Origin of the sequence: Streptomyces sp. NPDC048297 (assembly GCF_043201585.1) — a bacterium.
Classification (GTDB): Bacteria; Actinomycetota; Actinomycetes; order Streptomycetales; family Streptomycetaceae; genus Streptomyces.
On record NZ_JBICZA010000008.1, the window covers coordinates 202,375 to 227,385 of the forward strand.

Sequence of the window (25,011 nt, forward strand, 5' to 3'; positions counted from 1 at the left end):
TGGCTGCTTGCTTGCTACTCGAATCCCGAGATCAGCTGAGCCGGAGGCTCAGTGGGTCTCGGGACGGAGGACCTTGGTCCGAAGGACCGACTCGTTCAGGTTCATCTGGCGGTCGAGCTCCTTCACGACCGCAGGCTCGGCCTGCAGGTCGATGACCGAGTAGATGCCCTCGGGCTTCTTCTTGATCTCGTACGCGAGACGACGACGGCCCCAGGTGTCGACCTTCTCCACCTTGCCGTTGCCCTCACGGACGACGGAGAGGAAGTTCTCGATCAGGGGGGCGACAGCGCGCTCCTCCAGATCGGGGTCGAGGATGACCATCACCTCGTAGTGACGCATGTGGAACCCACCTCCTTTGGACTCAGCGGCCACGGTCGTTCCGTGGCAGGAGGGTTGTGATGCGTACGCAACGGTATCGGCCACCACTGACAACGAGGGGCTCCGCTGGGGATCCTCCGCAGTGACCTGGAAAGGACTGGGCAGACACCGGTGCAGACGGTACAGACTACCTGCACAGCGGCTTCCGGTTGAAATCCGGCGGTGCGGACCGCCAATCTGTACACATCGGGTGTGTATGGCGCTACAGTGCGCCGCGATCCGCAGGAGGTGCCCCATGGCACAGCAGGCATTGCGACCCAACACCGCTGGATCCCTGTTCGCCACCGACGGCAAGGCCCATCCGCTCCAGGACGCCCTGATGGCGGTCACCCTGGTCCTGGGCGTGCTGTCCTTCATCACGTCCTTCTTCCACAGCCTCCATCTCCTCACTTCCTGGACGGGACTGCTCGGGCTCGCCGTCGGCGCGTACGGACAGTGGATCTCGGAGACCACGCGTCAGCGGACCGGTCTCATCCTGGGTCTCGGTGCCTCGGGCATCGGTTTCCTGATCGGCATGGCACACGGCGGACTCTTCGGCGGCCTCATCGGCAGCTGAGCCTGCCCGCCGTCACCCCTGACGGCGCTCTCACCGACACCGCGGGAACGCCCCGGCGGCTCCAGGCCGGGGCGGAAGGTGCCGTACGCCCCAGTCGGGGCGCTCGCACGGCGCAGTAGGCTTCGGCGCGAGAGCCGGAGCCCCTGTACCCATGGGGACACACCAGCCCGAGGAGCGCCCCGACATGAGCCTGACCCTGAGGACCATCAGCCGCGAGCAGCATCTGGCCTACATCCAGAGCCTGCCGGCGGCGAGCCACATGCAGGTCCCGGCCTGGGCCGACGTCAAGGCGGAGTGGCGCTCGGAGAGTCTCGGCTGGTTCGACGAGCGCACCGGCGAGATGGTCGGTGCCGGCCTGGTCCTGTACCGCCAGCTGCCCAAGATCAAGCGCTACCTCGCGTATCTCCCCGAGGGCCCGGTCATCAACTGGTTCGCGCCGAACCTGGACGACTGGATCCAGCCGATGCTGGCCCACCTCAAGCAGCAGGGCGCCTTCTCCGTGAAGATGGGCCCGCCGGTGATCATCCGCCGCTGGAACGCGGAGACCATCAAGAAGGGCATCCAGGACCAGGACGTCAAGCGCCTGCGCGACATGGAGGCCGACTTCATCGAGCCGCGTGCCTTCGAGGTGGCCGACAAGCTGCGCCGCATGGGCTGGCAGCAGGGCGAGGACGGCGGCGCCGGCTTCGGCGACGTGCAGCCCCGCTACGTCTTCCAGGTGCCGCTGGCGAACCGCTCCCTGGAAGAGGTCCACAAGAACTTCAACCAGCTGTGGCGCCGCAACATCAAGAAGGCCGAGAAGGCCGGCGTCGAGGTGGTCCAGGGCGGTTACCAGGACCTCGCCGAGTGGCAGCGGCTGTACGAGATCACCGCCGTGCGCGACCACTTCCGGCCGCGCCCGCTGTCGTACTTCCAGCGCATGTGGACGGCCCTCAACTCCGAGGACCCCAACCGCATGCGGCTGTACTTCGCCCGCCACAACGGCGTGAACCTGTCGGCGGCGACCATGCTGATCGTCGGCGGCCACGTCTGGTACTCCTACGGCGCCTCCGACAACATCGGCCGCGAGGTCCGGCCCTCGAACGCCATGCAGTGGCGGATGCTGCGCGACGCCTACGCGCTCGGCGGCACCGTCTACGACCTGCGCGGCATCTCCGACTCGCTGGACGAGAGCGACCACCTCTTCGGCCTGATCCAGTTCAAGGTGGGCACCGGTGGCCAGGCCGCCGAGTACCTCGGCGAGTGGGACTTCCCGCTGAACAAGCTGCTCCACAAGGCGCTCGACATCTACATGTCGCGCCGTTGAGCCCGGGCGTTTGATTCCATAGCCTTCACAGCTCCCCAGCCCTCACAGCTCCCCTTCTCCCCCACCGCAGCCACGAGAAAGGTTCCGGGTCCGGCCATGGCGCTCACGCTCTACGTCGACACCGCGCGCTGGCGTGCGCACCACAAGCACGTGCAGGAGCAGTTCCCGGGACTCGTCCCGGTCTGCAAGGGCAACGGCTACGGGTTCGGACACGAACGGCTGTCGGAGGAGGCCACGCGCCTCGGCTCCGACACCCTCGCCGTCGGCACCACGTACGAGGCCGCACGCATCAAGGACTACTTCGGCGGTGACCTGCTGGTGCTCACGCCGTACCGGCGCGGCGAGGAGCCCGTGCCGCTGCCGGACCGCGTGATCCGCTCGGTGTCGTCGATCGACGGCGTGTACGGCCTCGTGGGCGCCCGTGTCGTCATCGAGGTGATGTCCTCGATGAAGCGGCACGGGATCAGCGAGCAGGACCTGCCGCAGCTGCACCAGGCCATCGAGAACGTCCGCCTTGAGGGCTTCGCGATCCACCTGCCGCTGGACCGCACCGACGGCTCGGACGCCGTCGAGGAGGTCATCGGCTGGATGGACCGGCTGCGCGCGGCCCGGCTGCCGCTGCACACGATGTTCGTGAGCCACCTCAAGGCCGAGGAACTCGCCCGGCTCCAGCAGCAGTTCCCGCAGACCCGTTTCCGCGCCCGCATCGGCACGCGGCTGTGGCTGGGGGACCACGAGGCCACCGAGTACCGCGGTGCCGTCCTGGACGTCACGCGCGTGGCCAAGGGCGACCGCTTCGGCTACCGGCAGCAGAAGGCGGCCTCGGACGGCTACCTGGTGGTCGTGGCGGGCGGCACGTCGCACGGGGTGGGCCTGGAGGCCCCGAAGGCCCTGCACGGCGTCATGCCGCGCGCCAAGGGCGTCGCACGGGCCGGCCTCGCCACGGTGAACCGGAACCTCTCGCCGTTCGTCTGGGGCGGCAAGCAGCGCTGGTTCGCCGAGCCGCCGCACATGCAGGTGTCGATCCTGTTCGTGCCCTCGGACGCGCCCGAGCCGAAGGTCGGTGACGAGCTGGTGGCCCATCTGCGGCACACCACCACGCAGTTCGACCGCATCGTCGACCGCTAGCACCCACTGCCACCGCCAGTACTGCTGCAGCTGGTGCCGCTGGTACAGCGAAGAGGCCGTGTACGCATCGCTCGTACACGGCCTTCTTCATGCCCTCAGGCTTCACGCCCTCAGGCTTCACACCCTCGGGGCAGGTTCACTCAGAGCGAACGGTCCTGATACGGCTGTGGTTCGGGCCGCCCCCAGTCCACCTGAGGCGCCGCGGCGTGGGCCGCGTGCTGCGGGGGACGGGCCGCCGCGCCCAGCACGAAGACGTCCTCCGCGCCGTCGAGGACCCCGCCCGAGGGGTCGTCGTCCCCGGACCTGCGCACCACGTCCCGCTCCGGCATGAGGATGTCCCGGACGACGACCGCGCACAGGTACAGCGTGCCCAGCAGGTGCAGCGCGATCGCCCACTGGTAGCCGTGCGTCGGCAGACCCTTGTGGGCGTCGCCGCTGGTCGTGTAGGCGAGGTACATCCAGATGCCCAGGAAGTACGCCACCTCGCACGCCTGCCAGATCAGGAAGTCCCGCCACTTGGGCCGGGCGAGCGCGGCCAGCGGGATCAGCCACAGGACGTACTGCGGGGAGTAGACCTTGTTGGTGAGGATGAAGGCTGCCACCACCAGGAACGCGAGCTGGGCGAAGCGAGGGCGGCGGGGAGCGGCCAGCGTCAGTGCTCCGATGGCGAGGAAGCACCCGGCCACCAGTACCAGGGCCGCGTTGTTCACGAAGCCGGTGGTGGGCGGGTGGCTGGAGTTCTGTACCCAGATCAGCCAGAAGGAGCCGAAGTCGACGCCCCGGTCGTGACTGAACGTGTAGAACTTCGACCAGCCCTTGAAGGCGAACAGCATCACCGGCAGGTTCACCACGAGCCACGCGACGACGGCGCCGCCCGCCGCCTGGAAGAACTCCCGCCACTTGCCGGCCCGCCAGCACAGCACGAACAGCGGGCCGAGCAGGAGGACGGGATAGAGCTTGGCGGCCGTGGCGAGCCCCAGCAGCACGCCGAAGGCGACGGCACGGCCCCGCGACCACATGAACATCGCGGCGGCCGTCAGGGCCACCGCCAGCAGGTCCCAGTTGATGGTGGCCGTCAGCGCGAAGGCCGGTGCCAGGGCGACCAGCAGGCCGTCCCAGGGGCGCCTGCGGTGCGTACGGGTCACACAGACGGCGATGACCGCCGCGCAGACCATCAGCATCCCGGCATTCACGAACCAGTACCACTGCTCCTGGTGCTGAATGCTGCCGCTGCCGGGTGTGAGCCAGGCCGCGACCTCCATGAACACACCGGTCAGCACCGGGTATTCGAGGTAGTCCATGTCGCCGGGGAGCCGGTCGAAGTACGGCACGAGCCCGTCGGCGAAGCCACGCCCCTGGTAGAGGTGCGGGATGTCCGAGTAGCAGGCGTGGGTGTACTGCGAGCTGGCACCGAAGAACCAGCCGCCGTCGTAGCAGGGCACCTTCTGGACGAGGCCGAGGGCGAACATGCCGACCGCCACGAGCGCGATGACCCGTACGGGCGTCCACCAGGACGTCCCGAGCAGGGCATGACGCCCGATGGGGCCGCCGATGAGTTCGCTGCCGGCCGCGGCGACCTCGTCCTCCCTGGTCGGCCGTACCGGATCCGGCTCGTGCACGCGCGCGGGCGTCGTTTCTGCACTGGGCATGGGCCACATCCTGCCGTACGTCTCTGAGGAAACGACGAGGGCCGCCGCACCTTGTCGGTGCGGCGGCCCATGTTTCACGTGAAACACCCGTGCCGGCCGAAATGACCGCCAACCGGGCAGGCGGCCCGGCTAGCCGGTCTGGCCTCCGAAGATGCCTCCGTTGCCGTTGCCCCTGGGGCCGCCGGCTGTACCGGTCGTGTCCGTGGCGGTCGGCGAGGGCGTGGTTCCTCCGGTCGTACCACCCTGGCCGTTTCCGCCGTTACCGCCATTGCCGCCGCAGGCGAACTGGCAGGTGTCGCTCGGCGACGGGGACGGGCTGGCCGACTCGCTCGGCGACGGGGACGCCGACTCGGTCGGGGTCTCGCTCGGCGTGATGGTGGCCGACGGGGTCGGGGACGGGGCGCCGGCCTCGTCCTGGACCGTGCCGATCTTCACGGGGTCGGGGAAGCCCGGGTCGTTCTGGTTCTTCAGCGCGGCCAGCATGTACTCGGTCCAGACCGAGGTCGGGATGTCACCACCGTGGATGGAGTCCACACCTGCCGTGCCGTTCATGGAGAGCAGCTCGTGGTCCTTGGGGTTCTCACGGAACATCGCCACCGAGGTCGACAGCTGCTGGGTGTATCCGACGAACCAGGCCGACTTGTTCTTGTCGGTGGTACCGGTCTTGCCCGCCGCCGTACGGCCCAGGGCCTTGGCGTTCGTGCCCGTACCGTTCTGGATCACGTTCTCCAGAACGTCCGTGACGTTGTCGGCGACGTCCGGCGTCAGCGCCTGCTTCTTCTTCGGCTTGTCGAAGCCCGGCTGGTCCGCGCCCTTGTACTTGACGGCGGTCACCGAGTAGGGGTCGGCCTGCTTGCCGGACGCCGCGAACGTCGCGTAGGCGTCGGCCATGCGGATCGCGCTGGGCGTGGAGGTACCGATGGCGAACGACGGATTCAGGTCCTGCGACATGGAGGCCGGGAGTATGCCGGTCGACTGCGCGACATCCCGTACGTGGGACATCCCCACGTCGACGCCCAGCTGCACGAACGGGGTGTTGATGGACTGCTCCATCGCCTTGCGCAGGGTGATGTAGCCCCAGGGATGAGGACTCTCGTTCATCTGATAGAAGGTCGAATTGTCCTTCTTGAGGTAGTACGACCCGTCCGGCTTCCTGACCTTGAGGTGGTCGTTGCCGTTGTACTTGCTCAGCGGGGAGACGGGCTGCCCGGGGTCCTTGTACGTCCCGTACTGCATGGCCGCGGCCAGTACGAACGGCTTCCACGTCGAACCGACGGGGACACCCGAGGTGTCTGCGTTGTTGGTGAAGTGGCCGTTCTCGTAGCCGTCACCGCCGTAGAGGGCGACGATCGCTCCGTCGTCGGGCTTGATCGACGCCGCGCCGAACTGGACGTACTTGTCCTTCGGTTCGGTCTTGGGGTGCAGCCGCTCCTTCTGGATCTTCTTGACGGCCGCGCTGAGCGCGTTGACCTTGTCCTTCTGGAAGGTCGTGTAGATCTGGTAGCCGCCCTGGTCGAACTGGGCCTCCGGGATGTCGGAGTGGTTCAGGACGTACTTCTTGGCGGTGTCGACCAGGTAGCTGACCTGGCCGGTCATGCCCTTGGTCGCCTTGCGGCCCTGGGGATTCGGGTACGTCTTGACGGCCTCCTGGTACTGGGCGTCGGTGAGGCGCTTGTCCTTGTGCATCTCACCGAGGATCCAGGACCAGCGCTCCTTCGAACGCCTGAGGTTGTCGTTCGCGTTCGCGTTCGGGTCGAGGTCGGCGTTGCCGGCCGGGTCGTAGTACGTCGGGCCCTTCAGCAGTGCGGCGAGGAAGGCGCACTCGGACGGCTTGAGATCGACCGCGTCCTTGCCGTAGTAGGTCTGGGCGGCGGCCTGGATGCCGTAGGCACCGCGGCCGTAGTACGAGGTGTTCAGGTACCCCTGCAGGATCGTCTGCTTGTCGAACTTCGTCCCCACCTTTATGGAGATGAACATCTCCTTGAACTTGCGGGTGACGGTCTGGTCCTGGCTGAGGTACGTGTTCTTGACGAACTGCTGGGTGATGGTCGAACCACCCTGCGTCTGACCGCCCGTCGCCATGTTGACCAGGGCGCGTGCGATGCCCATGGGGTCGACGCCCGAGTCCTGGTAGAAGCTCTTGTTCTCCGCCGAGATCACGGCCCACTGCATGGCCTCGGGGATCTTGTCGATGGTGACGTTCTGGCGGTTCACACCGGTGCCGGTGGCCACCATCTGGCTGCCGTCGGCCCAGTAGTAGACGTTGTTCTGCGACTGGGCGGCGATGTTCTCGCTGGGCACCTGCACCATCGCGAAGCCGATGCCCGCGATCGCGACCAGGCAGCCGACGAAGCCGATGAACAGGCCGGAGACGAGCTTCCAGGACGGCACCCAGCGATGCCAGCCGTACTTGCCCGCGCGGGGGTAGTCGATGAACCGCTTCTTCGCGGGCGCCGCCGCCGCACGGCCTCGGCCGCGCCCGGGGCCGGTCGGACCGCCCGGACCCCCACGCCGGCCACCCGGGCCCGCGTTGTCGGCGGCTCTGCGCCGGCCGCCGCCTCTCTGCGCCGCCCGGCGTGCCTCGGCACGGCCCCCGTAGGAGCGCTCCTCACCCCCCGGCCCCGGGGAGTCGGGCCCGTACGAACGGGACCCCTGGGAGTCGGCGGAAGACCCGGTGGCGCCGCTCGGCGCCGCGCGGCGGCCGGAGGACGGGCCGGGCTGGCCTTGTCGGGCCGCGGCACGTCCGCCTCCCTGCGGCTGCGGCGGTTTGCGACGGTGCTCGCTCATCGAACGACTACTCCTCGGGCAGGCGCGCTTCCGTGCGCGCCTGGAAACGGCGGCTGGTTTCCGGTCCCCCCGACATACGGATGAGGTCGTTGCTGCATTCACCCGTACTGCACCGAGGACCACGACGCTCCCCAGGCGTCGCGTGGTTCCCGGTGGTGTGCATGCCGCACAGACTACGCACCGCCAAAACCCTCCTAGCCCCGAACTTCACCTCAAATCAGGCAAGTCGGCACCTCTGAATCAGTGATGTGATCCCGTTCACCGTCCTCCCTCTTGTCGCATGCGGAAGGCCGTTCTATCGTGCTGATGTATCGAGTCGATACATCAGCACGAGATAAAGACGCGGCGGACCGAGAGGAGGCGCTCATGAGCCGGCGTTCCGGCATCCTTGAGTTCGCCGTACTCGGACTGCTGCGCGAGTCACCGATGCACGGCTATGAGCTGCGCAAACGACTCAACACGTCCCTGGGTGTGTTCCGGGCGTTCAGCTACGGAACCCTCTACCCCTGCCTCAAGACGCTGGTCACCAACGGCTGGTTGATCGAGGAGCCGGGCAACACCCACGAGGACGCCGTCTCCCTCGCCGGACGCCGGGCAAAGATCGTGTACCGATTGACGGCAGACGGTAAGGAGCACTTCGAGCAGCTGCTCTCGCAGACCGGTCCCGACGCGTACGAGGACGAGCACTTCGCCGCACGGTTCGCCTTCTTCGGGCAGACGTCGCGCGATGTGCGCATGCGCGTGCTGGAGGGCCGGCGCAGCCGCCTGGAAGAGCGCCTGGAGAAGATGCGTGCCTCCCTGGTGCGCACGAGGGAGCGCCTCGACGACTACACGCTCGAGCTCCAGCGCCACGGGATGGAGTCCGTGGAGCGCGAAGTGCGCTGGCTGAACGAGCTCATCGAGAGCGAGCGGGCCGGGCGGGACCTGAGGGGTTCCGAGTCCGGGGAGTCCGCTCAGCAGGACACCACATTTGGAGCGACGGGCGGCCTGCCCCGTCCCGGGGACACCCCCCGGACGGATTCGCCCGGCGACACCGCCACGTGAGTGCCACACAGGGCCTCACTCGTACACACAGGGAGCAACCGGAATGGGTTCGGTTCGCGTAGCCGTCGTCGGCGTGGGCAACTGCGCCGCATCGCTGGTGCAGGGAGTCGAGTACTACAAGGACGCCGACCCGGCGTCCAAGGTCCCCGGCCTGATGCACGTGCAGTTCGGTGACTACCACGTGCGCGACGTCGAGTTCGTCGCCGCGTTCGACGTGGACGCCAAGAAGGTCGGCCTCGACCTGGCGGACGCCATCGGCGCCTCCGAGAACAACACCATCAAGATCTGCGACGTGCCCTCCACCGGTGTCACCGTCCAGCGCGGCCACACCCTCGACGGTCTCGGCAAGTACTACCGCGAGACCATCGAGGAGTCGGAGGCCGAGCCGGTCGACGTCGTCCAGATCCTGAAGGACAAGCAGGTCGACGTTCTGGTCTGCTACCTGCCCGTGGGTTCCGAGGACGCCGCGAAGTTCTACGCGCAGTGCGCCATCGACGCCAAGGTCGCCTTCGTCAACGCCCTCCCGGTCTTCATCGCCGGCACCAAGGAGTGGGCGGACAAGTTCACCGAGGCGGGCGTCCCGATCGTCGGCGACGACATCAAGTCGCAGGTCGGTGCCACCATCACGCACCGCGTCATGGCGAAGCTCTTCGAGGACCGGGGTGTCATCCTGGACCGCACGATGCAGCTGAACGTCGGCGGCAACATGGACTTCAAGAACATGCTCGAGCGCGAGCGCCTGGAGTCCAAGAAGATCTCCAAGACGCAGGCCGTCACCTCCCAGATCCCCGACCGGGACCTCGGCGAGAAGAACGTCCACATCGGCCCGTCCGACTACGTCGCGTGGCTCGACGACCGCAAGTGGGCCTACGTCCGCCTCGAAGGCCGCGCCTTCGGTGACGTCCCGCTGAACCTTGAGTACAAGCTCGAGGTCTGGGATTCCCCGAACTCCGCCGGTGTCATCATCGACGCCCTGCGCGCCGCGAAGATCGCCAAGGACCGCGGCATCGGCGGCCCGATCCTGTCGGCGTCCTCGTACTTCATGAAGTCCCCGCCGGTCCAGTACTTCGACGACGAGGCCCGCGAGAACGTCGAGAAGTTCATCCGCGGCGACGTCGAGCGCTAGGGGGTGTCGTTTGGATCAGGCCGGCCGTGACTGACAGTGCGGACCGGCCGACCCGAGCGGGGTCTGGTGCGTGCGGATGCAAGGCGGAGGAGGGAGTCGACGCGATGGGGGTCCCCCCGCGCGAGCGAAGCCGAGCGTGGGGGAGTCGGCGATCGACGACAACGCCGCAGATGTGCGTGCCAGGGCCCGCGACGCCGGGATGATCCAAACGACACCCCCTAGGCCGCCACACGGCGCGCACCCCGCGCCGGACGGAACGCTCCTGCCAGGGCGGTGAGGGTCCCCGGGTTTTCCGACCCGGGGACCCTCCGCATATGTGAGGCTGTGGCCCATGCCCGTCGTCCGTGACCTGCGCGTCCTGCTGCGCCTGCGGAACTTCCGACGCCTGCTGTACGTGCGCCTCCTGTCCCAGGGCGCGGACGGCGTGTACCAGGTCGCGCTCGCCGCGTACGTCGTCTTCTCCCCGGAGAAGCAGACCTCGGCCACGGCGATCGCCTCGGCGATGGCGGTCCTGCTGCTTCCCTACTCCCTCGTCGGCCCCTTCGCGGGCGTGCTCCTGGACCGCTGGCGGCGCCGGCAGGTCTTCGTCTACGGCAACGCGCTGCGCGCCGCGCTGGCGGCGGCCACCGCCGTGCTGATGGTCGCGCATGTACCGGACTGGCTGTTCTTCGCCTCCGCGCTGTGCGTCACGGCCGTCAACCGCTTCGTCCTGGCGGGTCTGTCCGCCGTGCTGCCGCGTGTGGTCGACGCCGGGCGGCTGGTGCTGGCAAACTCCCTCTCCCCGACCGCCGGAACGCTGGCCGCGACCGCCGGGGGCGGTCTGGCCTTCCTGGTGCGGCTCGTGGTGTCGGACTCCGACGCCGCCGTGGTACTGCTGGGCGCCTTCCTCTATCTGTGCGCCGCCCTGATGTCCCTGAGCCTGGCTCCCGCGCTGCTCGGTCCCGACCGGGAAGCGGTACGGCCGCAGCTGCGGACGGTGCTCGCCGTCACGGCTCGCGAGCTGTTCGCGGCCGTCCGGCATCTGGCCTCGCCCCGGCGCAGAGAGGCGGCCTGGGCGCTCGCCGCGATGACCCTGATGCGCTTCTGCTACGGCGCACTCCTCGTCCTGCTGCTCATGCTGTGCCGGTATCACCTCGCGTCGACCCCCGAGGACGGACTCAGGCTGCTGGGACTCGCGGTCGCGGTGTCCGGGGCGGGCTTCTTCGCGGCGGCCGTGGTGACGCCGTGGGCGGCGGGCCGGCTCGGCCCCGGGTGGTGGATCGTGGTGTGCGCCGCCTCCGCCGCCGTCCTGGAGCCCGCCCTCGGCCTGCCGTTCGCCACGGGCCCACTGCTGGTCGCGGCCTTCGTACTGGGGCTGATCACCCAGGGCGCCAAGATCTCCACCGACACGATCGTCCAGGCGTGCGTCGAGGACGGCTTCCGGGGCCGTGTCTTCTCCGTCTACGACGTCCTCTTCAACGTCGCCTTCGTGGGCGCGGCCGGTCTGGCCGCCCTGATGCTCCCGCCGGACGGCCGCTCGGCGGCCCTGGTGGTCACCGTGGCCCTTGTCTACGGAGCGGTTGCTGCGACTATGGCCCGCTTTGCACTCCGGTAAGTGTCACATCGGAGACACAGAGTTCTTCCGGGTTACAGAGTTGTCAGTGGGAGCCGCTAATTTACGTGGGTCTTACCTTGCGCTCTACGCAGCCGCGTTTGCCATGCGCACCCACGTTCCAGGGGGATCCCACAATGACTACTCCGCCGCCCCAGGGTCAGGCTCCCTACCCGCCGCAGGGCGGTTACCCGCCCCAGGGCCAGGCCCCGTACCCGCCGCAGGGTGGCTTTCCGCCCCAGGGCCAGGCTCCGTACCCGCCGCAGCCCGGCGCCCCGTACCCTCCGGTTCCCCCGCAGCCCAAGCGCAAGGTCAGCTTCAAGACGATCAGGGCCATCGTCATCGTCGTGGCTGTCGCCGGTCTGGCCATCGGCGGCTACATCGCCAGCCAGGACGACGCGAACACCGCCAAGGTCGGCGACTGCATGCACCGGGGTAGCGGCAGCGACACCAACCCGGACCTCGAGGTCGTCGACTGCGGCTCGTCGAAGGCTCAGTATGTGGTGCTGGCCAAGGTCAAGGGCAAGTACCTCACCGAGATCACGGCCTCCGCCAAGTGCGAGGCCGAGGCCAAGGACTTCCAGTACACGTACACCGAGAGCGGCAAGAGCGACGACTTCCTGCTCTGCCTGAAGGATTACAAGAAGTAGAGACGACGCACTGAGGGGCGATGTTTCACGTGAAACATCGCCCCTCAGCACATCCCGTTCGAGGTTCCGGGGTCATGTTTCACGTGAAACATGACCTCGTTCCACGGCCTCAGCCCTGCTCGGCCCACCACTCCTTGAGGGCTCCCACGGCCGCGTCGTGCTCCATCGGGCCGTGCTCCAGTCGCAGTTCCAGCAGGTGCTTGTACGCCTTGCCGACGGCAGGACCGGGGCCGACGCCCAGGATCTCCATGATCTGGTTGCCGTCCAGATCCGGGCGGATCGCGTCCAGCTCCTCCTGCTCCTGAAGCTCCGCGATGCGCCCCTCCAGGCCGTCGTAGGCGCGGGAGAGCGCAGATGCCTTGCGCTTGTTCCGGGTGGTGCAGTCGGAGCGGGTCAGCTTGTGCAGACGGTCCAGCAGCGGGCCGGCGTCACGGACGTAGCGGCGGACCGCCGAGTCCGTCCACTCACCGGTGCCGTAGCCGTGGAAGCGGAGATGAAGCTCGACCAGCCGTGAGACGTCCTTCACCAGCTCGTTGGAGTACTTCAGAACCGTCATCCGCTTCTTGGTCATCTTCGCCCCGACCACCTCGTGGTGGTGGAACGAGACCCGGCCGTCCTCCTCGAAGCGGCGGGTGCGCGGCTTGCCGATGTCGTGCAGCAGCGCGGCCAGACGCAGCGTGAGGTCGGGCACGCCCTCTTCCAGCGCCATGGCCTGCTCCAGCACGATCAGCGTGTGCTCGTAGACGTCCTTGTGCCGGTGGTGTTCGTCACGCTCCAGACGCAGGGCCGGCAGCTCGGGCAGGACGTGGTCGGCGAGCCCGGTGGCCACCAGCAGGGCCAGGCCCTTGCGCGGGTGGGCGGACAGGACCAGCTTGTTCAGCTCGTCCCGGACCCGCTCCGCCGAGACGATCTCGATGCGCCCGGCCATCCCCTTCATCGCGGCGACGACCTCGGGGGCGACCTCGAAGTCCAGCTGCGCGGCGAACCGGGCGGCCCGCATCATCCGCAGCGGATCGTCCGAGAACGAGTCCTCCGGGGTGCCGGGCGTCCGCAGGACCCGGGCGGCGAGGTCGTCCAGACCCCCGTGCGGGTCGATGAACTCCTTCTCCGGCAGCGCCACGGCCATCGCGTTGACCGTGAAGTCGCGGCGGACCAGGTCCTCCTCGATGGAGTCGCCGTACGACACCTCCGGCTTGCGCGAGGTGCGGTCGTACGCCTCGGACCGGTAGGTGGTGATCTCGATCTGGAAACGCCAGTCGGTGTCTCCGACACGGGCGTCCTTCTGCACGCCCACCGTGCCGAACGCGATCCCGACCTCCCAGACGGCGTCCGCCCAGGGACGGACGATCTTCAGCACGTCCTCGGGACGGGCGTCCGTGGTGAAGTCCAGGTCGTTCCCGAGCCGGCCGAGCAGCGCGTCCCGGACCGAGCCGCCCACCAGGGCGAGTGAGAACCCGGCCTCCTTGAAGCGGCGGGCGAGGTCGTCGGCGACAGGGGCCACCCGCAGCAGCTCGCTCACCGCGCGCTGCTGCGCCTGGCTGAGGGCAGCGGGAGTGTCATCGTTGGGGTTCGGCACAACAGAAGAGGGTACGTGGCCCGGGGCCCCGCAGGCGCCCTCATATGAGGGGCACGGACGCCTCCCTCCATACCCGCACAAGGACTGCGCTTGCGGCGTACACCTGCGCTCCGCTCGATACTGGATATAGAGGACGGACCGCGGCGCTGTCCCGATCTTGTGACGTACTCCGCGGCACTTCCGCTCAGCGGGCATCGTTACGATGCGTGGACGCACATTGCGACGACCACTGACGACGACGAGGGACGGGCGAGCGCGTGGCCGAGGCGGCTGACTTCCAGGGGACCACTGCCTCACCTGCGCGCCGGTGGCTGCGGCGCACAGGTACGCTGCTCGCCGGGGCGCCCCTGCTGGCCGGGCTGCTCCAGCTGCCCGCAGCCGCGCCCGCGCAGGCCGCCGGCGGCGACACCGTGGCCGTCTCACTGGACTCGCTCAGCCCCAGCGCTCCCACCGACGGGGACACGCTGACGGTGTCCGGCACGGTGACCAACACCGGCAAGCAGACCGTCACCGACGCCCAGGTGGGCCTGCGGATGGGCCCCCTGCTGAACACCCGCTCGGCGATCGACGCCGTGTCCCGGCACTCCGACGACCTCCAGCTCGGCACCGGGACCGAGGTCGACGGCAAGTACGGGGAGAAGTTCGCCAAGCTGGCCCCGGGCGTCGCCGAGCACTTCAGCATCTCCGTCCCGGTGGACAAGCTCGACCTCGGCCAGGACGGCGTCTACGAGTTCGGGGTCGCCCTCTCCGGCCAGACCTCCGCACAGCCCTGGGACCAGACGCTCGGCATCCAGCGGACCTTCCTGCCCTGGCAACCGTCCGAGGCCGACACCAGGACGAGGACGACGTTCCTGTGGCCGCTGCTGTCCAGGGTCCACATGACGGCCCGGACGGGCGCCGGGGAGCTGCAGACGCCGGTCTTCCTCGACGACGACCTCGCCAAGGACCTCGGGCCGGGCGGCCGACTGGCCCGCATGGTCGATCTGGGCAGGGACCTCGACGTCACCTGGGTGATCGATCCTGACCTGCTGGCCTCCGTGGACGCCATGGCGAAGGGCTACCGCGTCCAGGGCCCCGACAACACCAGCACACCCGGTCCCCGGGAGCACCAGGCGCTCGCCAAGCAGTGGCTGGACAACCTGCAGAAGGCCGTCACGGGCAAGGAGGTCGTGGCGCTGCCCTTCGCCGACCCGGACCTGGCCTCCCTCGCGCACATCGGCACCAGCGTCACCGGCTCGCTCAGCCACCTCAAGGACGCCACCGATGTCGCCGCCACGACGGTGAAGACCGTGCTCCACGTCACTCCGAGCACCGACTTCGCCTGGCCCGTGGAAGGCGCCGTCGACCCGTCGATCATCAAGGTCGCCACCTCCGCGGGCGCCGACCGCGTGATCGCCCGCAGCGACAGCCTCCAGGAGACCTCCGGGCTGACCTACACGCCCTCCGCCGCCCGGCCGATCGGCGGCGGCACCACCGCGGTGGTCGCCGACGCCCGGATGTCCACGGCCTTCGAGGGCGACCTGACCAAGGCCGGCCCGGCCACGCTCGCGGTGCAGGAGTTCCTGGCGCAGAGCCTGGAGGTGACCGCGCAGTCGGACGCACAGCGCAGCATCGTCGTCGCCCCCCAGCGCATGCCGTCCGCGAGCCAGGCACAGGCGATGGCCACGGCCCTGAAGGCGCTCCAGAGCGGGACCTGGTCCCAGGCCCAGGACCTGACCGCTGCCGCCAAGGCCAAGCCCGACCCGAACGCCACCACGCGCATCCCGTCGACGTCGGCGTACCCCTCCTCGCTGCGCCGCCAGGAGCTACCGAGGTCCGCCTTCGAGCAGATCGCGCGCACGCAGGACAAGCTCGACAACTTCCAGGTGATCCTCACCGACCAGTCCCGCGTGGTCACCCCGTTCGGGCGGGCCATAAACCGCGGGATGTCCGCCTCGTGGCGCGGCCGTGCCTCGGCCGCGGAGAGCTACCGCGGCGATGTGGAGGACTGGCTCTACGAGCTCGCCGACCAGGTCAAGCTGATCGACAAGTCGGAGACCAAGCTCTCGGGACGCAGCGCGACCATCCCGGTGACCGTCCAGAACAACCTCGTCCAGCCCGTGAGCCATCTGGTCCTGCGGCTCACCTCCACGATGCCGACCCGTCTGAAGATCGGCGGCAAGGCGTACTACGAGCAGCCCGTCGAGGTCTCCGGCGGCCACAGCCAGTCCGTGAAGTTCACCACCTCGGCCAACGCCAACGGCCGGGTCGGAGTCATCGCCCAGCTGTTCACCGAGGACGGCCAGGAGTACGGCGACCCGGTCAGCTTCGACGTGAAGGTCACCGAGGTCACGCCGACGGTGATGCTCGTCATCGGCGGCGGCGTCCTCCTGCTCGTCCTGGCAGGCTTCCGGATGTACACCCACCGCAAGCGCGCCGCCGCCCGCCAGGCCGAGGACGACGGCCCCGACGCGGCGGGGGAGGACACCCCTGACGAGCCCGGGAACCCCGACGCCCCCGCGGACCGTCTCCCGGAGGAGTCCGACACTCCGTCCGGGGAAGACGACCCGGACCAGCCGAGTGACCCTGCGCCGGACACCGCATCGGAAAGCACGGACCCGTCCGCGACGGGTGAGAGAGTGGACCGTTGAGCGATGTCGTGGCCGGTGTGGCCCGGGACGATGAGGTGGGGTAACCATGAACGCGCCGTACGACGGTGACCGCGGCCATGGCGCGGGCTCGGGCTACCCCGAGACCCCGCCCGAGCCGGGCCAGGTGCCGCCGCAGCAAGCGGCGGACATGTACCTCCAGGACGCCTACGACCAGGACCCCTACCGGGCACAGGACCTCACCGCCCAGGACCCGGTCGCCGAGGCGCTCTACGACCGTGCCGCGCACCCCCCGCCGCCCCCGGGCACGTACGAGCAGCAGCAGCCGCTGTACGCCCCGCCGGCCCAGTCGCCGCACGCCCCCGACCCGCACGTGTGGGCCCAGACCCCGGCCCCCGAACCGGACGGCGACGCCACCCAGTACCTGCCGTACGGCGACAACCCCCGCACGACCCAGTTCGTGGGCGTGGACGACCTCGTCTCGCACTCCGGCGAGGAGTACCACGAGCCCGACGCCTTCGCCCACCTGTTCCGGGACCAGCAGCAGAACGGCGTGCCCGGTCCTGTGGAGCCTCCGTCCGTGCCCGGCCCGGCGGCGGCCCCGGGATCCGGACAGGCCCCCGGCGCCCCCTACGCGCCGTACGAGGCGCCGACGGGTCCGTACACGCCGTCCACGGGGCCGTACATGCCGTCCACGGGGCCGTACGCGGCGTCGGGCCCGTACGCGACACCCCAGGCGCAGGGCCCTCAGTACCCGGGCCAGGAGGCGGGGACCGCGTACCAGACGGGCGCTCCCGCCGGCGGCCACCCGATGCAGCCGCCCGTGCCCGGCCCGACCCCGGTCCCCTACTCCACCGGCCCGTCCGGTCCCTTCGGCGCACCCGGCCCCACCGGTCCGTCGCGGCCGTCCGCTCCCGCCGAGGCCGCCCCTGCCGCGGCCGGCACCGCGAAGAAGGGCGGGCGCGCCTCCGGGCTGCTGCAGTCCAGCGCCGTCATGGCGGCGGGAACGATGGTCTCCCGGCTCACCGGCTTCGTCCGCTCCGCGCTGATCGCCGCGGCCCTCGGCCTCGGCTTCCTCGCCGACTCGTTCCAGGTGGCCTACCAGCTGCCGACGATGATCTACATCCTCACCGTCGGCGGCGGCCTCAACTCCGTGTTCGTGCCCCAGCTGGTGCGCTCCATGAAGGAGGACGAGGACGGCGGCGAGGCCTTCGCCAACCGGCTGCTCACCCTGGTGATGGTGGCCCTGGCCGCGCTGACCGCTCTCGCGATGTTCGCGGCGCCGCTCCTGGTCCGGCTGCTGTCGAACTCGGTCGCCACCAACCCGGCGGCCAACGACGTGGCGGTCACCTTCACCCGTTACTTCCTGCCCTCGATCTTCTTCATGGGCATCCACGTGGTGATGGGCCAGATCCTCAACGCGCGCGGCAAGTTCGGCGCGATGATGTGGACCCCGGTCCTGAACAACATCGTCATCATCGTGACGCTCGGCATGTTCATCTGGGTCTACGGCACCGCCGCGAACTCCCACATGACCGTCACCAACATCCCGGCGGAGGGCCAACGGCTGCTCGGCGTCGGTGTCCTGCTCGGTCTGGTCGTCCAGGCCCTCGCGATGATCCCGTACCTGCGCGAGACCGGCTTCCGGATCCGCCTGCGCTTCGACTGGAAGGGCCACGGCCTGGGCAAGGCCGCGATGCTCGCCAAGTGGACGGTCCTGTTCGTCCTCGCCAACCAGGCCGGCGCGATGATCGTGACCCAGCTGTCCACCGCGGCCGGCGAGAACTCCGGCGTCAAGGGCACGGGCTTCGCCGCCTACGCCAACGCCCAGCTGATCTGGGGCCTGCCGCAGGCCATCATCACGGTCTCCCTGATGGCCGCGCTGCTGCCACGCATCTCGCGCGCGGCCCACGAGGGCGACGGCGGCGCCGTCCGCGACGACATCTCCCAGGGCCTGCGCACGACCGCGGTCGCCATCGTCCCCATCGCCTTCGGCTTCGTCGCGCTCGGCATCCCGATGTGCACCCTGATCTTCGGCTCCGCTGGCATCGGCGCGGCCACCAACATGGGGTACATGCTGATGGCGTTCGCCCTCGGCCTGATCCCCTACTCGGTCCAGTACGTCGTCCTGCGCGCCTTCTACGCGTACGAAGACACCCGCACGCCCTTCTACAACACGGTGATCGTGGCGATCGTCAACGCGAGCGCCTCCGCGCTCTGCTACTTCCTGCTGCCGTCCCGCTGGGCGGTCGCGGGCATGGCCGCCTCGTACGGCCTCGCCTACGCCATCGGTGTCGGCGTCGCCTGGCAGCGGCTGCGCAAGCGCCTCGGCGGCGATCTGGACGGCACCCGGGTGCTGCGGACCTACGCGCGGCTCGGGATCGCCTCGGTGCCGGCGGCACTGCTCAGCGGCGCCGCCTGCTACGGCATCGGGCACTCGCTCGGCCAGGGCGTCGTCGGCTCCTTCGCCTCGCTGCTCGTCGGCGGTGTCGTGCTCCTGGGCGTGTTCTTCGTGGCCGCGCGCCGGATGCGGATCGATGAACTCAACTCGCTCGTGGGCATGGTGCGCGGGCGTCTGGGGCGCTGATGCGGGGGTAGGCGCACAACCATCGTCCGCTGCTGTGTGTCGTGCATAGCGGCGGACTGTGGGCACAATTGGTTTCGGCGTCGGACAGCGTGCAACGGATGGGGAGGCAGGGACGACGGTGGCGGAACGGAGCACGGCTGCCGTCGACGTGGCAGGCAACAGCGGTGACGAGCCGCTGACCGCCAAGGCGGACCAGTCCACGGCCGACGGGGTGGCCCAGAACCCGGAACGGGACACGGACAGCGAGGAGGCGCAGGGGAGCGGCGACACCGGGCATCCCGCGGACAAGGCCTCGCCGCCCGAACTGCACAGCGGTCACAAACTCGCCAGACGCTACCGACTCGAGGAGTGCGTCACCCGTCTGGACGGATTCAGCAGCTGGCGTGCGGTCGACGAGAAACTCCGTCGTGCCGTCGGCGTCCACATCCTTCCCGCGGACCATCCGCGCGCGCGTTCCGTCCTGGCGGCCGCCCGTTCGTCGGCACTGCTCGGCGACCCTCGTTTCGTGCAGGTCCTCGACGCCGTCGAGGAGAACGACCTCGTCTACGTCGTGCACGAATGGCTGCCCGACTCCACCGAGCTGACCGCGCTGCTCGCGTCCGGCCCGCTGGAGCCGCACGACGCCTTCCAGATGGTCAGCCAGATCGCCTCCGCCATGGCCGCCGCGCACCGCGAGGGCCTCGCCCATCTGCGGCTGAACCCGAACGCCGTGCTGCGGGCCTCCACCGGGCAGTGGCGTATCCGCGGCCTCGCCGTGAACGCGGCCCTGCGCGGCATCAGCTCCGACACCCCGCAGCGCACCGACACCGAGGCGATCGGCGCCCTGCTGTACGCGGCGCTGACGCAGCGCTGGCCGTACGAGAACGACGCGTACGGCCTGTCCGGCCTGCCCAAGGCCATCGGCCTCATCGCGCCGGACCAGGTGCGGGCCGGTGTCCACCGCGGGCTGTCCGAACTCGCGATGCGCGCGCTCGCCAACGACGGGGCCACCGCCTCCCGGCACGAGTCCGCGTGCACCACGCCGGAGGAACTGGTCAAGGTGATCGGCGAGATGCCCCGCATCCGCCCGCCGGAGCCCACGTTCACGGCGCCGCCGGAGTACCAGCGCACGACGTACCAGCAGGGCACCTACGGCCGCCCCGCGCCGCGTCTCGGTGGCACCCAGCCGATCACGCCCCCGCCGCCGCTGCAGAGCCGCACCGGCAAGGCTCTGAAGTGGGCGGTCTCCGCCCTCCTCATCGCCGCGCTCGGCCTGGGCAGCTGGCAGCTGGCGGACGCGCTGATGGACCAGGGCGGCAAGTCGAACGACACCAACAACACGCAGACGCAGGACGGCGGCGACAAGGGCCCGCAGAAGCCGGCGCCCGGCAGGCCGGTCGCCATCCAGAGCGCCCATGACTTCGACCCGTTCGGCACGGACGGCTCCGAGAATCCGCGCGACATAGGAAACGTCTACGACAACAGCACCGCGACGTACTGGGAGACGTCCTTCTACCGGAGTCCGCAGTTCGGCAAGCTGAAGCCGGGCGTCGGCGTCATCCTCGACCTCGGCAAGGTTCAGCAGGTCGGCAAGGTGACGGTCACTTTCCTGGGTCAGACGTCGGTCGAACTGCGGGCGGCGAACGCGGACGCGGGATCACAGCCGACGTCCTTCGACGCCTACACCAAGGCCGCCGGCGGCTCGGGCACGACAGTCGTTCTCAAGCCCGGCAAGTCCCTCGAGACGCGGTACCTCCTGGTGTGGCTGACCGAGCTGCCGCCGGACAACGCGGGCACGTGGCGGGGCAGGGTGGCCGACATCAAGGTCACCAGCTAGGTTCCGCCCGGGGAGGGGCAGATGGCAGAGGGCGCCGGATACGACGGTGTGAGCGACCAAGAACTGCTCGCCCGCCATGTGGAAGGCGACCCCGAGGCCTTCGGTGAGATCGTGCGGCGGCACCGGGACCGGCTCTGGGCGGTGGCGCTGCGGACGCTGGGGGACCGGGAGGAGGCCGCCGACGCGGTTCAGGACGCGCTGGTGTCGGCGTATCGGGCCGCCCACACGTTTCGGGGGCAGTCGGCGGTCACGACCTGGCTGCACCGGATCACCGTGAACGCCTGCCTGGACCGCGCCCGCAAGGCCGCCTCGCGGAAGACCGCTCCGGTCGATGACACCGAGCGGCTGGAGCACTTGCTTGAGCCGCACGAGTCGGCCTCGGCTCCGGCAGAGCGCAATGATCTGCACCGGCAGCTCCTGGAGGCGCTCGGCACCCTTCCGTACGAGCAGCGTGCGGCTCTGGTCCTGGTGGACATGCAGGGATACCCGGTCGCGGAGGCCGCACGGATCCTGGACGTGCCCACGGGGACGGTGAAGAGCCGGTGCGCTCGGGGACGGGCCAGACTTCTCCCGCTGATCGGTCATCTGCGGCCCGGCGACCGGGATGCCGGAAAAGGACCCGCGCCGGGACGGAACCGGGTGGAGGGGACATCCGTCCCACCTGCGACAGGATCTGCGGGCAGGGCTCCCGGAGAGACAGGGCCGAGTGATCCAGCCGTGGTGAAGGGCGGAGGTGGGCGAGCGTGACGTCCTCGACAGACACGGCCGGCCACCCGGACGCCGCCGAGATCTCCGACCTCACCGAAGGCCTCCTCGCGCCGGACCGCAGCGCGGACGTGCAGCGCCACCTGGAGGGCTGTGAGGCATGTGCCGACCTCCACGGGTCCCTGGAGGAGATCAGGGGACTGCTGGGCAGCGTGCCGGCCCCTGAGCCGATGCCGGCGGATGTCGTGGCCCGCATCGACGCCGCCCTCGCCACCGAGGCACGGACCGGCGCGAGCGCCGACGCAGGACCAGCACCAGCACCAGCACCAGCACCAGCGACCGAAGCAAGCACCGAGACGGGTGTTTCACGTGAAACATCGACCCCGTCGGACCGCCCCGCCGGGCGTCCCCACGCGGCCACCGGTCCCGGACGCAAGGATCGTGGCCGTGGCCGCGGCCACCGAAGGCGGACCGTCGCTCTGGGCGCCGTTCTCACCGCGGCGGTGATCGGAGCCGGATCCCTTCTCCTGCAGTCGCTCGGCACCGGATCCTCGGACACGACGGCCCGCAGCACGCCGTCCCCGTCCGCAGCCGCCTTCTCGGGGGCCAGCGTCCAGAGCCAGGCGAAGGATCTCCTCTCGCTGAAGCGGGGGCTGCCGAAGACATCCGGTCGGCCGCAGCACGGCACCGGGACCGAGCAGATCGACCCCGGCTCGACGCAGACGGCGAACACCCTGCTCCAGAGCGAGGTCCCCGTCCCCGACTGTGTCCGCCGGGCAGTCGACGCCGGTGGCGATGTCCTCGGCGCGAAGACCGGCACCTACGCCGGTAAAGAGGCCTATCTCGTCGTGGTGCCCGACTCCCACGACCACGCCCGGGTCACCGCGTACGTCATCGATGCCTCCTGCACGGCACGGCAGCCCGTCTCCCCCGGCACGGTGCTACTGAAGCAGTCCCTCGCCCGCCCCTGAGACGGACAGAGACCCGTCCCTTCCCTCGTCGGCCATCCGTACGGTCGGCGACCCCCGTGTGCCCGGGTACAACGGGAATGCACGCCCCGTAGGATCCGTTGGGTGGGGTGAGAGTCCCGAAAGGGACTCCCACCGGTCGAATGACGCAGACCAGAGACGAGGAATCAAGCCGTGAGCGACGTCCGAAACGTGATCATCATCGGCTCCGGGCCCGCCGGCTACACGGCGGCGCTGTACACCGCGCGTGCGTCGCTGAAGCCCCTGGTGTTCGAAGGCGCCGTCACCGCCGGTGGCGCGCTGATGAACACCACCGAGGTGGAGAACTTCCCCGGCTTCCGCGACGGCATCATGGGCCCCGAGCTGATGGACAACATGCGGGCACAGGCCGAGCGCTTCGGCGCCGAGCTGATCCCCGACGACATCGTCTCGGTCGACCTCACCGGTGAGATCAAGACCGTCACCGACACCGCGGGCACGGTCCACCGCGCGAAGGCCGTGATCGTCACCACCGGCTCCCAGCACCGCAAGCTCGGCCTGCCGAACGAGGACGCACTGTCCGGCCGCGGTGTCTCCTGGTGTGCCACCTGTGACGGGTTCTTCTTCCGTGAGCAGGACATCGCCGTGATCGGTGGCGGCGACACCGCGCTGGAAGAGGCGACGTTCCTGTCCCGGTTCGCCAAGTCCGTGACGGTGGTCCACCGCCGTGACACCCTGCGCGCCTCCAAGGCGATGCAGGAGCGCGCCTTCAACGACCCGAAGATCAAGTTCGCCTGGGACAGCGAGGTCGCGGAGATCCAGGGCGACCAGAAGCTCTCGGCGCTGAAGCTGCGCAACGTCAAGACTGGCGAGCTGTCGGACCTTCCCGTGACGGGTCTGTTCATCGCGATCGGCCACGACCCGCGCACCGAGCTGTTCAAGGGCCAGCTGGACCTGGACGAGGAGGGCTACCTGAAGGTCGCCGCTCCCTCCACCCAGACCAACCTGACCGGTGTCTTCGCCGCGGGTGACGTGGTCGACCACACCTACCGCCAGGCGATCACCGCCGCGGGCACCGGCTGTTCCTCCGCCCTCGACGCCGAGCGTTTCCTCGCCGCCCTCGCGGACGAGAACCAGGCCGAGGCCGAGAAGACGGCTGTCTGATCTTTCGCCCCCTCCGCCTCACCGCATGATCAAGTGAAGGAGCCCACCGTGGCCGACCTGAAGAACGTGACCGACGCCTCCTTCGACGAGGACGTCCTCAAGAGCGACAAGCCCGTCCTGGTGGACTTCTGGGCTGCCTGGTGCGGTCCGTGCCGCCAGATCGCCCCGTCGCTGGAGGCAATCGCCAAGGAGTACGGCGACAAGATCGAGATCGTCAAGCTCAACATCGACGAGAACCCGGGTACGGCCGCGAAGTACGGCGTCATGTCCATCCCGACCCTGAACGTCTACCAGAACGGCGAGGTCGCCAAGACCATCGTCGGCGCCAAGCCGAAGGCCGCGCTGGAGCGTGACCTCGCGGACTTCATCGCCGAGTGATCTGACGCCGCCGTCGAGCGCTGCCGTCGAGCGCTGCCGGGGACCGTTGTCGGCGACGGCTGCCGTCGAGCCGACGGCACATGTTTCACGTGAAACACGAATGGGCCAACCCACACGGGTTGGTCCATTCGTGTGAGACCGCCTCTGCAGCTGAGACCGCCTCTACAGCGGACGCAGCGCCGGCTCCTTCTGTACGGCCCCCAGCAGCCGGTCGAGGGCGTGCTCCACGTCTTCCTTCCAGGAGAGCGTCGAGCGCAGCTCCAGGCGCAGCCGGGGGTGCGTGGGATGCTGCCGGACCGTCTTGAAGCCGACGGCCAGAAGATGGTCGGCGGGCAGCAGGCACGCGGGCTCCCTCCAGCGGGAGTCACCGAACGCCTCGATCGCCTTGAAGCCCCGGCGCAGCAGATCCTTGGCCACCGCCTGGACCAGCACCCGGCCCAGCCCCTGCCCCTGGTAGCCGGGCATGACGAAGGCGGTCATGAGCTGTACGGCGTCCGGGGAGACCGGGCTCGTGGGGAACGCCGTCGAGCGGGGGACATAGGCCGGCGGCGCGTAGAGCACGAACCCCACGGGCACGTCGTCCACGTAGACGACCCGGCCGCACGATCCCCAGTCCAGCAGGACGGCCGAGATCCAGGACTCCTTCTCCAGCGCGGCGGTGCCCGCTCTTACCGCTGCCTCACCACTGACGGGGTCGAGCTCCCAGAAGACGCACGAGCGGCAGCGCTGGGGAAGGTCTTGAAGGTTGTCCAGCGTGAGCGGTACGAGCCGGCGCCCCATGAAGGCTGTTCCTCGCTTCCTTCGCCCGCCGCGTCGCGGGCGGCCGTCAGAGCGCTCCGTTCCCTGAGGAGGCTGCCGACGAATCCGCCGACGGCCCCGAGGCCCAGTCCCGCGCTCACCAGTCCGGTGCGGCTCATCGATCGCATGGCCTCCGTCTCCCCACTCAGAGATGCCTGCCGGGTGGATGCGCCATACCCCGCTCGCATCGTATCCACGTTGGGATTGCCTCGATAGCGGCTCAAAGCAAAGAGCGGA

General features: G+C 69.4%; 19 protein-coding genes. 14 read left to right on the forward strand and 5 right to left on the reverse strand.

What is annotated here, in order from left to right; all coding sequences use genetic code 11:
- Positions 1-48: 48 nt before the first annotated feature.
- A complete protein-coding gene (gene rpsF / locus ACGFYV_RS11635; protein ID WP_003956532.1) occupies positions 49-339 on the reverse strand; it encodes a 30S ribosomal protein S6 in 291 nt (96 codons plus the stop codon).
- A gap of 274 nt (positions 340-613) precedes the next feature.
- Here rpsF and ACGFYV_RS11640 point away from each other — a divergent pair, with 274 nt between their 5' ends.
- The 3 genes from ACGFYV_RS11640 (at position 614) to ACGFYV_RS11650 (ending at position 3,368) form a co-directional block, all read left to right on the forward strand.
- Positions 614-934 (forward strand): hypothetical protein, encoded by a 321-nt coding sequence (locus tag ACGFYV_RS11640; protein ID WP_393878162.1) that lies wholly within the window; start codon positions 614-616, stop codon positions 932-934.
- A gap of 184 nt (positions 935-1,118) precedes the next feature.
- Positions 1,119-2,240, forward strand: a complete 1,122-nt coding sequence (gene femX, locus ACGFYV_RS11645; protein ID WP_393878163.1) for a peptidoglycan bridge formation glycyltransferase FemX — start codon at positions 1,119-1,121, stop codon at positions 2,238-2,240.
- A 96-nt stretch (positions 2,241-2,336) separates the two neighbouring features.
- On the forward strand, positions 2,337-3,368 hold the full coding sequence (locus ACGFYV_RS11650) for an alanine racemase (protein ID WP_393878164.1): 1,032 nt from the start codon (positions 2,337-2,339) through the stop codon (positions 3,366-3,368).
- 140 nt (positions 3,369-3,508) lie between these two features.
- On the opposite strand, the gene ACGFYV_RS11655 is transcribed toward ACGFYV_RS11650, so the two are convergent.
- Complete coding sequence (locus ACGFYV_RS11655) at positions 3,509-5,017, reverse strand: glycosyltransferase family 87 protein (protein ID WP_393878165.1); 1,509 nt, start codon at positions 5,015-5,017, stop codon at positions 3,509-3,511.
- 129 nt (positions 5,018-5,146) lie between these two features.
- Positions 5,147-7,804, reverse strand: a complete 2,658-nt coding sequence (locus tag ACGFYV_RS11660; protein WP_393878166.1) for a transglycosylase domain-containing protein — start codon at positions 7,802-7,804, stop codon at positions 5,147-5,149.
- A gap of 366 nt (positions 7,805-8,170) precedes the next feature.
- Between ACGFYV_RS11660 and ACGFYV_RS11665 the strand changes: the two genes are divergently transcribed.
- From ACGFYV_RS11665 to ACGFYV_RS11680, 4 genes are all read left to right on the forward strand, one after another.
- Entirely contained in the window at positions 8,171-8,848 is a 678-nt protein-coding gene (locus ACGFYV_RS11665; RefSeq protein ID WP_393878167.1) for a PadR family transcriptional regulator, read from the forward strand.
- 43 nt (positions 8,849-8,891) lie between these two features.
- The gene (locus tag ACGFYV_RS11670) at positions 8,892-9,974 is read left to right on the forward strand and encodes an inositol-3-phosphate synthase (protein WP_393878168.1); all 1,083 of its coding nucleotides are present in this window, start codon (positions 8,892-8,894) and stop codon (positions 9,972-9,974) included.
- A 331-nt stretch (positions 9,975-10,305) separates the two neighbouring features.
- Complete coding sequence (locus tag ACGFYV_RS11675) at positions 10,306-11,568, forward strand: MFS transporter (protein ID WP_393878169.1); 1,263 nt, start codon at positions 10,306-10,308, stop codon at positions 11,566-11,568.
- A gap of 134 nt (positions 11,569-11,702) precedes the next feature.
- Positions 11,703-12,215: a hypothetical protein gene (locus ACGFYV_RS11680; protein ID WP_393878170.1), complete on the forward strand. Its 513-nt coding sequence runs from the start codon at positions 11,703-11,705 to the stop codon at positions 12,213-12,215.
- Positions 12,216-12,324: 109 nt separating this feature from the next.
- Here ACGFYV_RS11680 and ACGFYV_RS11685 read toward each other — a convergent pair whose 3' ends face one another.
- Positions 12,325-13,791, reverse strand: coding sequence for a CCA tRNA nucleotidyltransferase (locus ACGFYV_RS11685; RefSeq protein WP_393878171.1), 1,467 nt, complete (start codon positions 13,789-13,791; stop codon positions 12,325-12,327).
- Positions 13,792-14,048: 257 nt separating this feature from the next.
- Here ACGFYV_RS11685 and ACGFYV_RS11690 point away from each other — a divergent pair, with 257 nt between their 5' ends.
- The 7 genes from ACGFYV_RS11690 (at position 14,049) to trxA (ending at position 23,976) form a co-directional block, all read left to right on the forward strand.
- Positions 14,049-16,421, forward strand: coding sequence for a DUF6049 family protein (locus ACGFYV_RS11690; RefSeq protein WP_393878172.1), 2,373 nt, complete (start codon positions 14,049-14,051; stop codon positions 16,419-16,421).
- Between the two features lie 46 nt (positions 16,422-16,467).
- Positions 16,468-18,966 (forward strand): murein biosynthesis integral membrane protein MurJ, encoded by a 2,499-nt coding sequence (gene murJ / locus ACGFYV_RS11695; RefSeq protein ID WP_393878173.1) that lies wholly within the window; start codon positions 16,468-16,470, stop codon positions 18,964-18,966.
- Positions 18,967-19,084: 118 nt separating this feature from the next.
- Positions 19,085-20,782: a protein kinase family protein gene (locus ACGFYV_RS11700; RefSeq protein WP_393878174.1), complete on the forward strand. Its 1,698-nt coding sequence runs from the start codon at positions 19,085-19,087 to the stop codon at positions 20,780-20,782.
- 21 nt (positions 20,783-20,803) lie between these two features.
- Positions 20,804-21,529 carry an RNA polymerase sigma factor SigM gene (gene sigM, locus ACGFYV_RS11705; RefSeq protein ID WP_393878175.1) on the forward strand — a complete coding sequence of 242 codons (726 nt, stop codon included), beginning with the start codon at positions 20,804-20,806 and terminating at the stop codon, positions 21,527-21,529.
- A complete protein-coding gene (locus ACGFYV_RS11710) occupies positions 21,526-22,458 on the forward strand; it encodes an anti-sigma factor family protein (RefSeq protein ID WP_393878176.1) in 933 nt (310 codons plus the stop codon). Before sigM ends, ACGFYV_RS11710 begins: the two co-directional genes overlap by 4 nt.
- A 171-nt stretch (positions 22,459-22,629) precedes the next feature.
- On the forward strand, positions 22,630-23,598 hold the full coding sequence (trxB, locus tag ACGFYV_RS11715; protein WP_393878177.1) for a thioredoxin-disulfide reductase: 969 nt from the start codon (positions 22,630-22,632) through the stop codon (positions 23,596-23,598).
- 48 nt (positions 23,599-23,646) lie between these two features.
- Positions 23,647-23,976: a thioredoxin gene (trxA, locus tag ACGFYV_RS11720; RefSeq protein ID WP_393878178.1), complete on the forward strand. Its 330-nt coding sequence runs from the start codon at positions 23,647-23,649 to the stop codon at positions 23,974-23,976.
- Between the two features lie 162 nt (positions 23,977-24,138).
- Here the strand turns inward: trxA and ACGFYV_RS11725 are convergent, their stop codons facing one another.
- A complete protein-coding gene (locus ACGFYV_RS11725) occupies positions 24,139-24,756 on the reverse strand; it encodes a GNAT family N-acetyltransferase (protein ID WP_393878179.1) in 618 nt (205 codons plus the stop codon).
- Between the last annotated feature and the right edge of the window lie 255 nt (positions 24,757-25,011).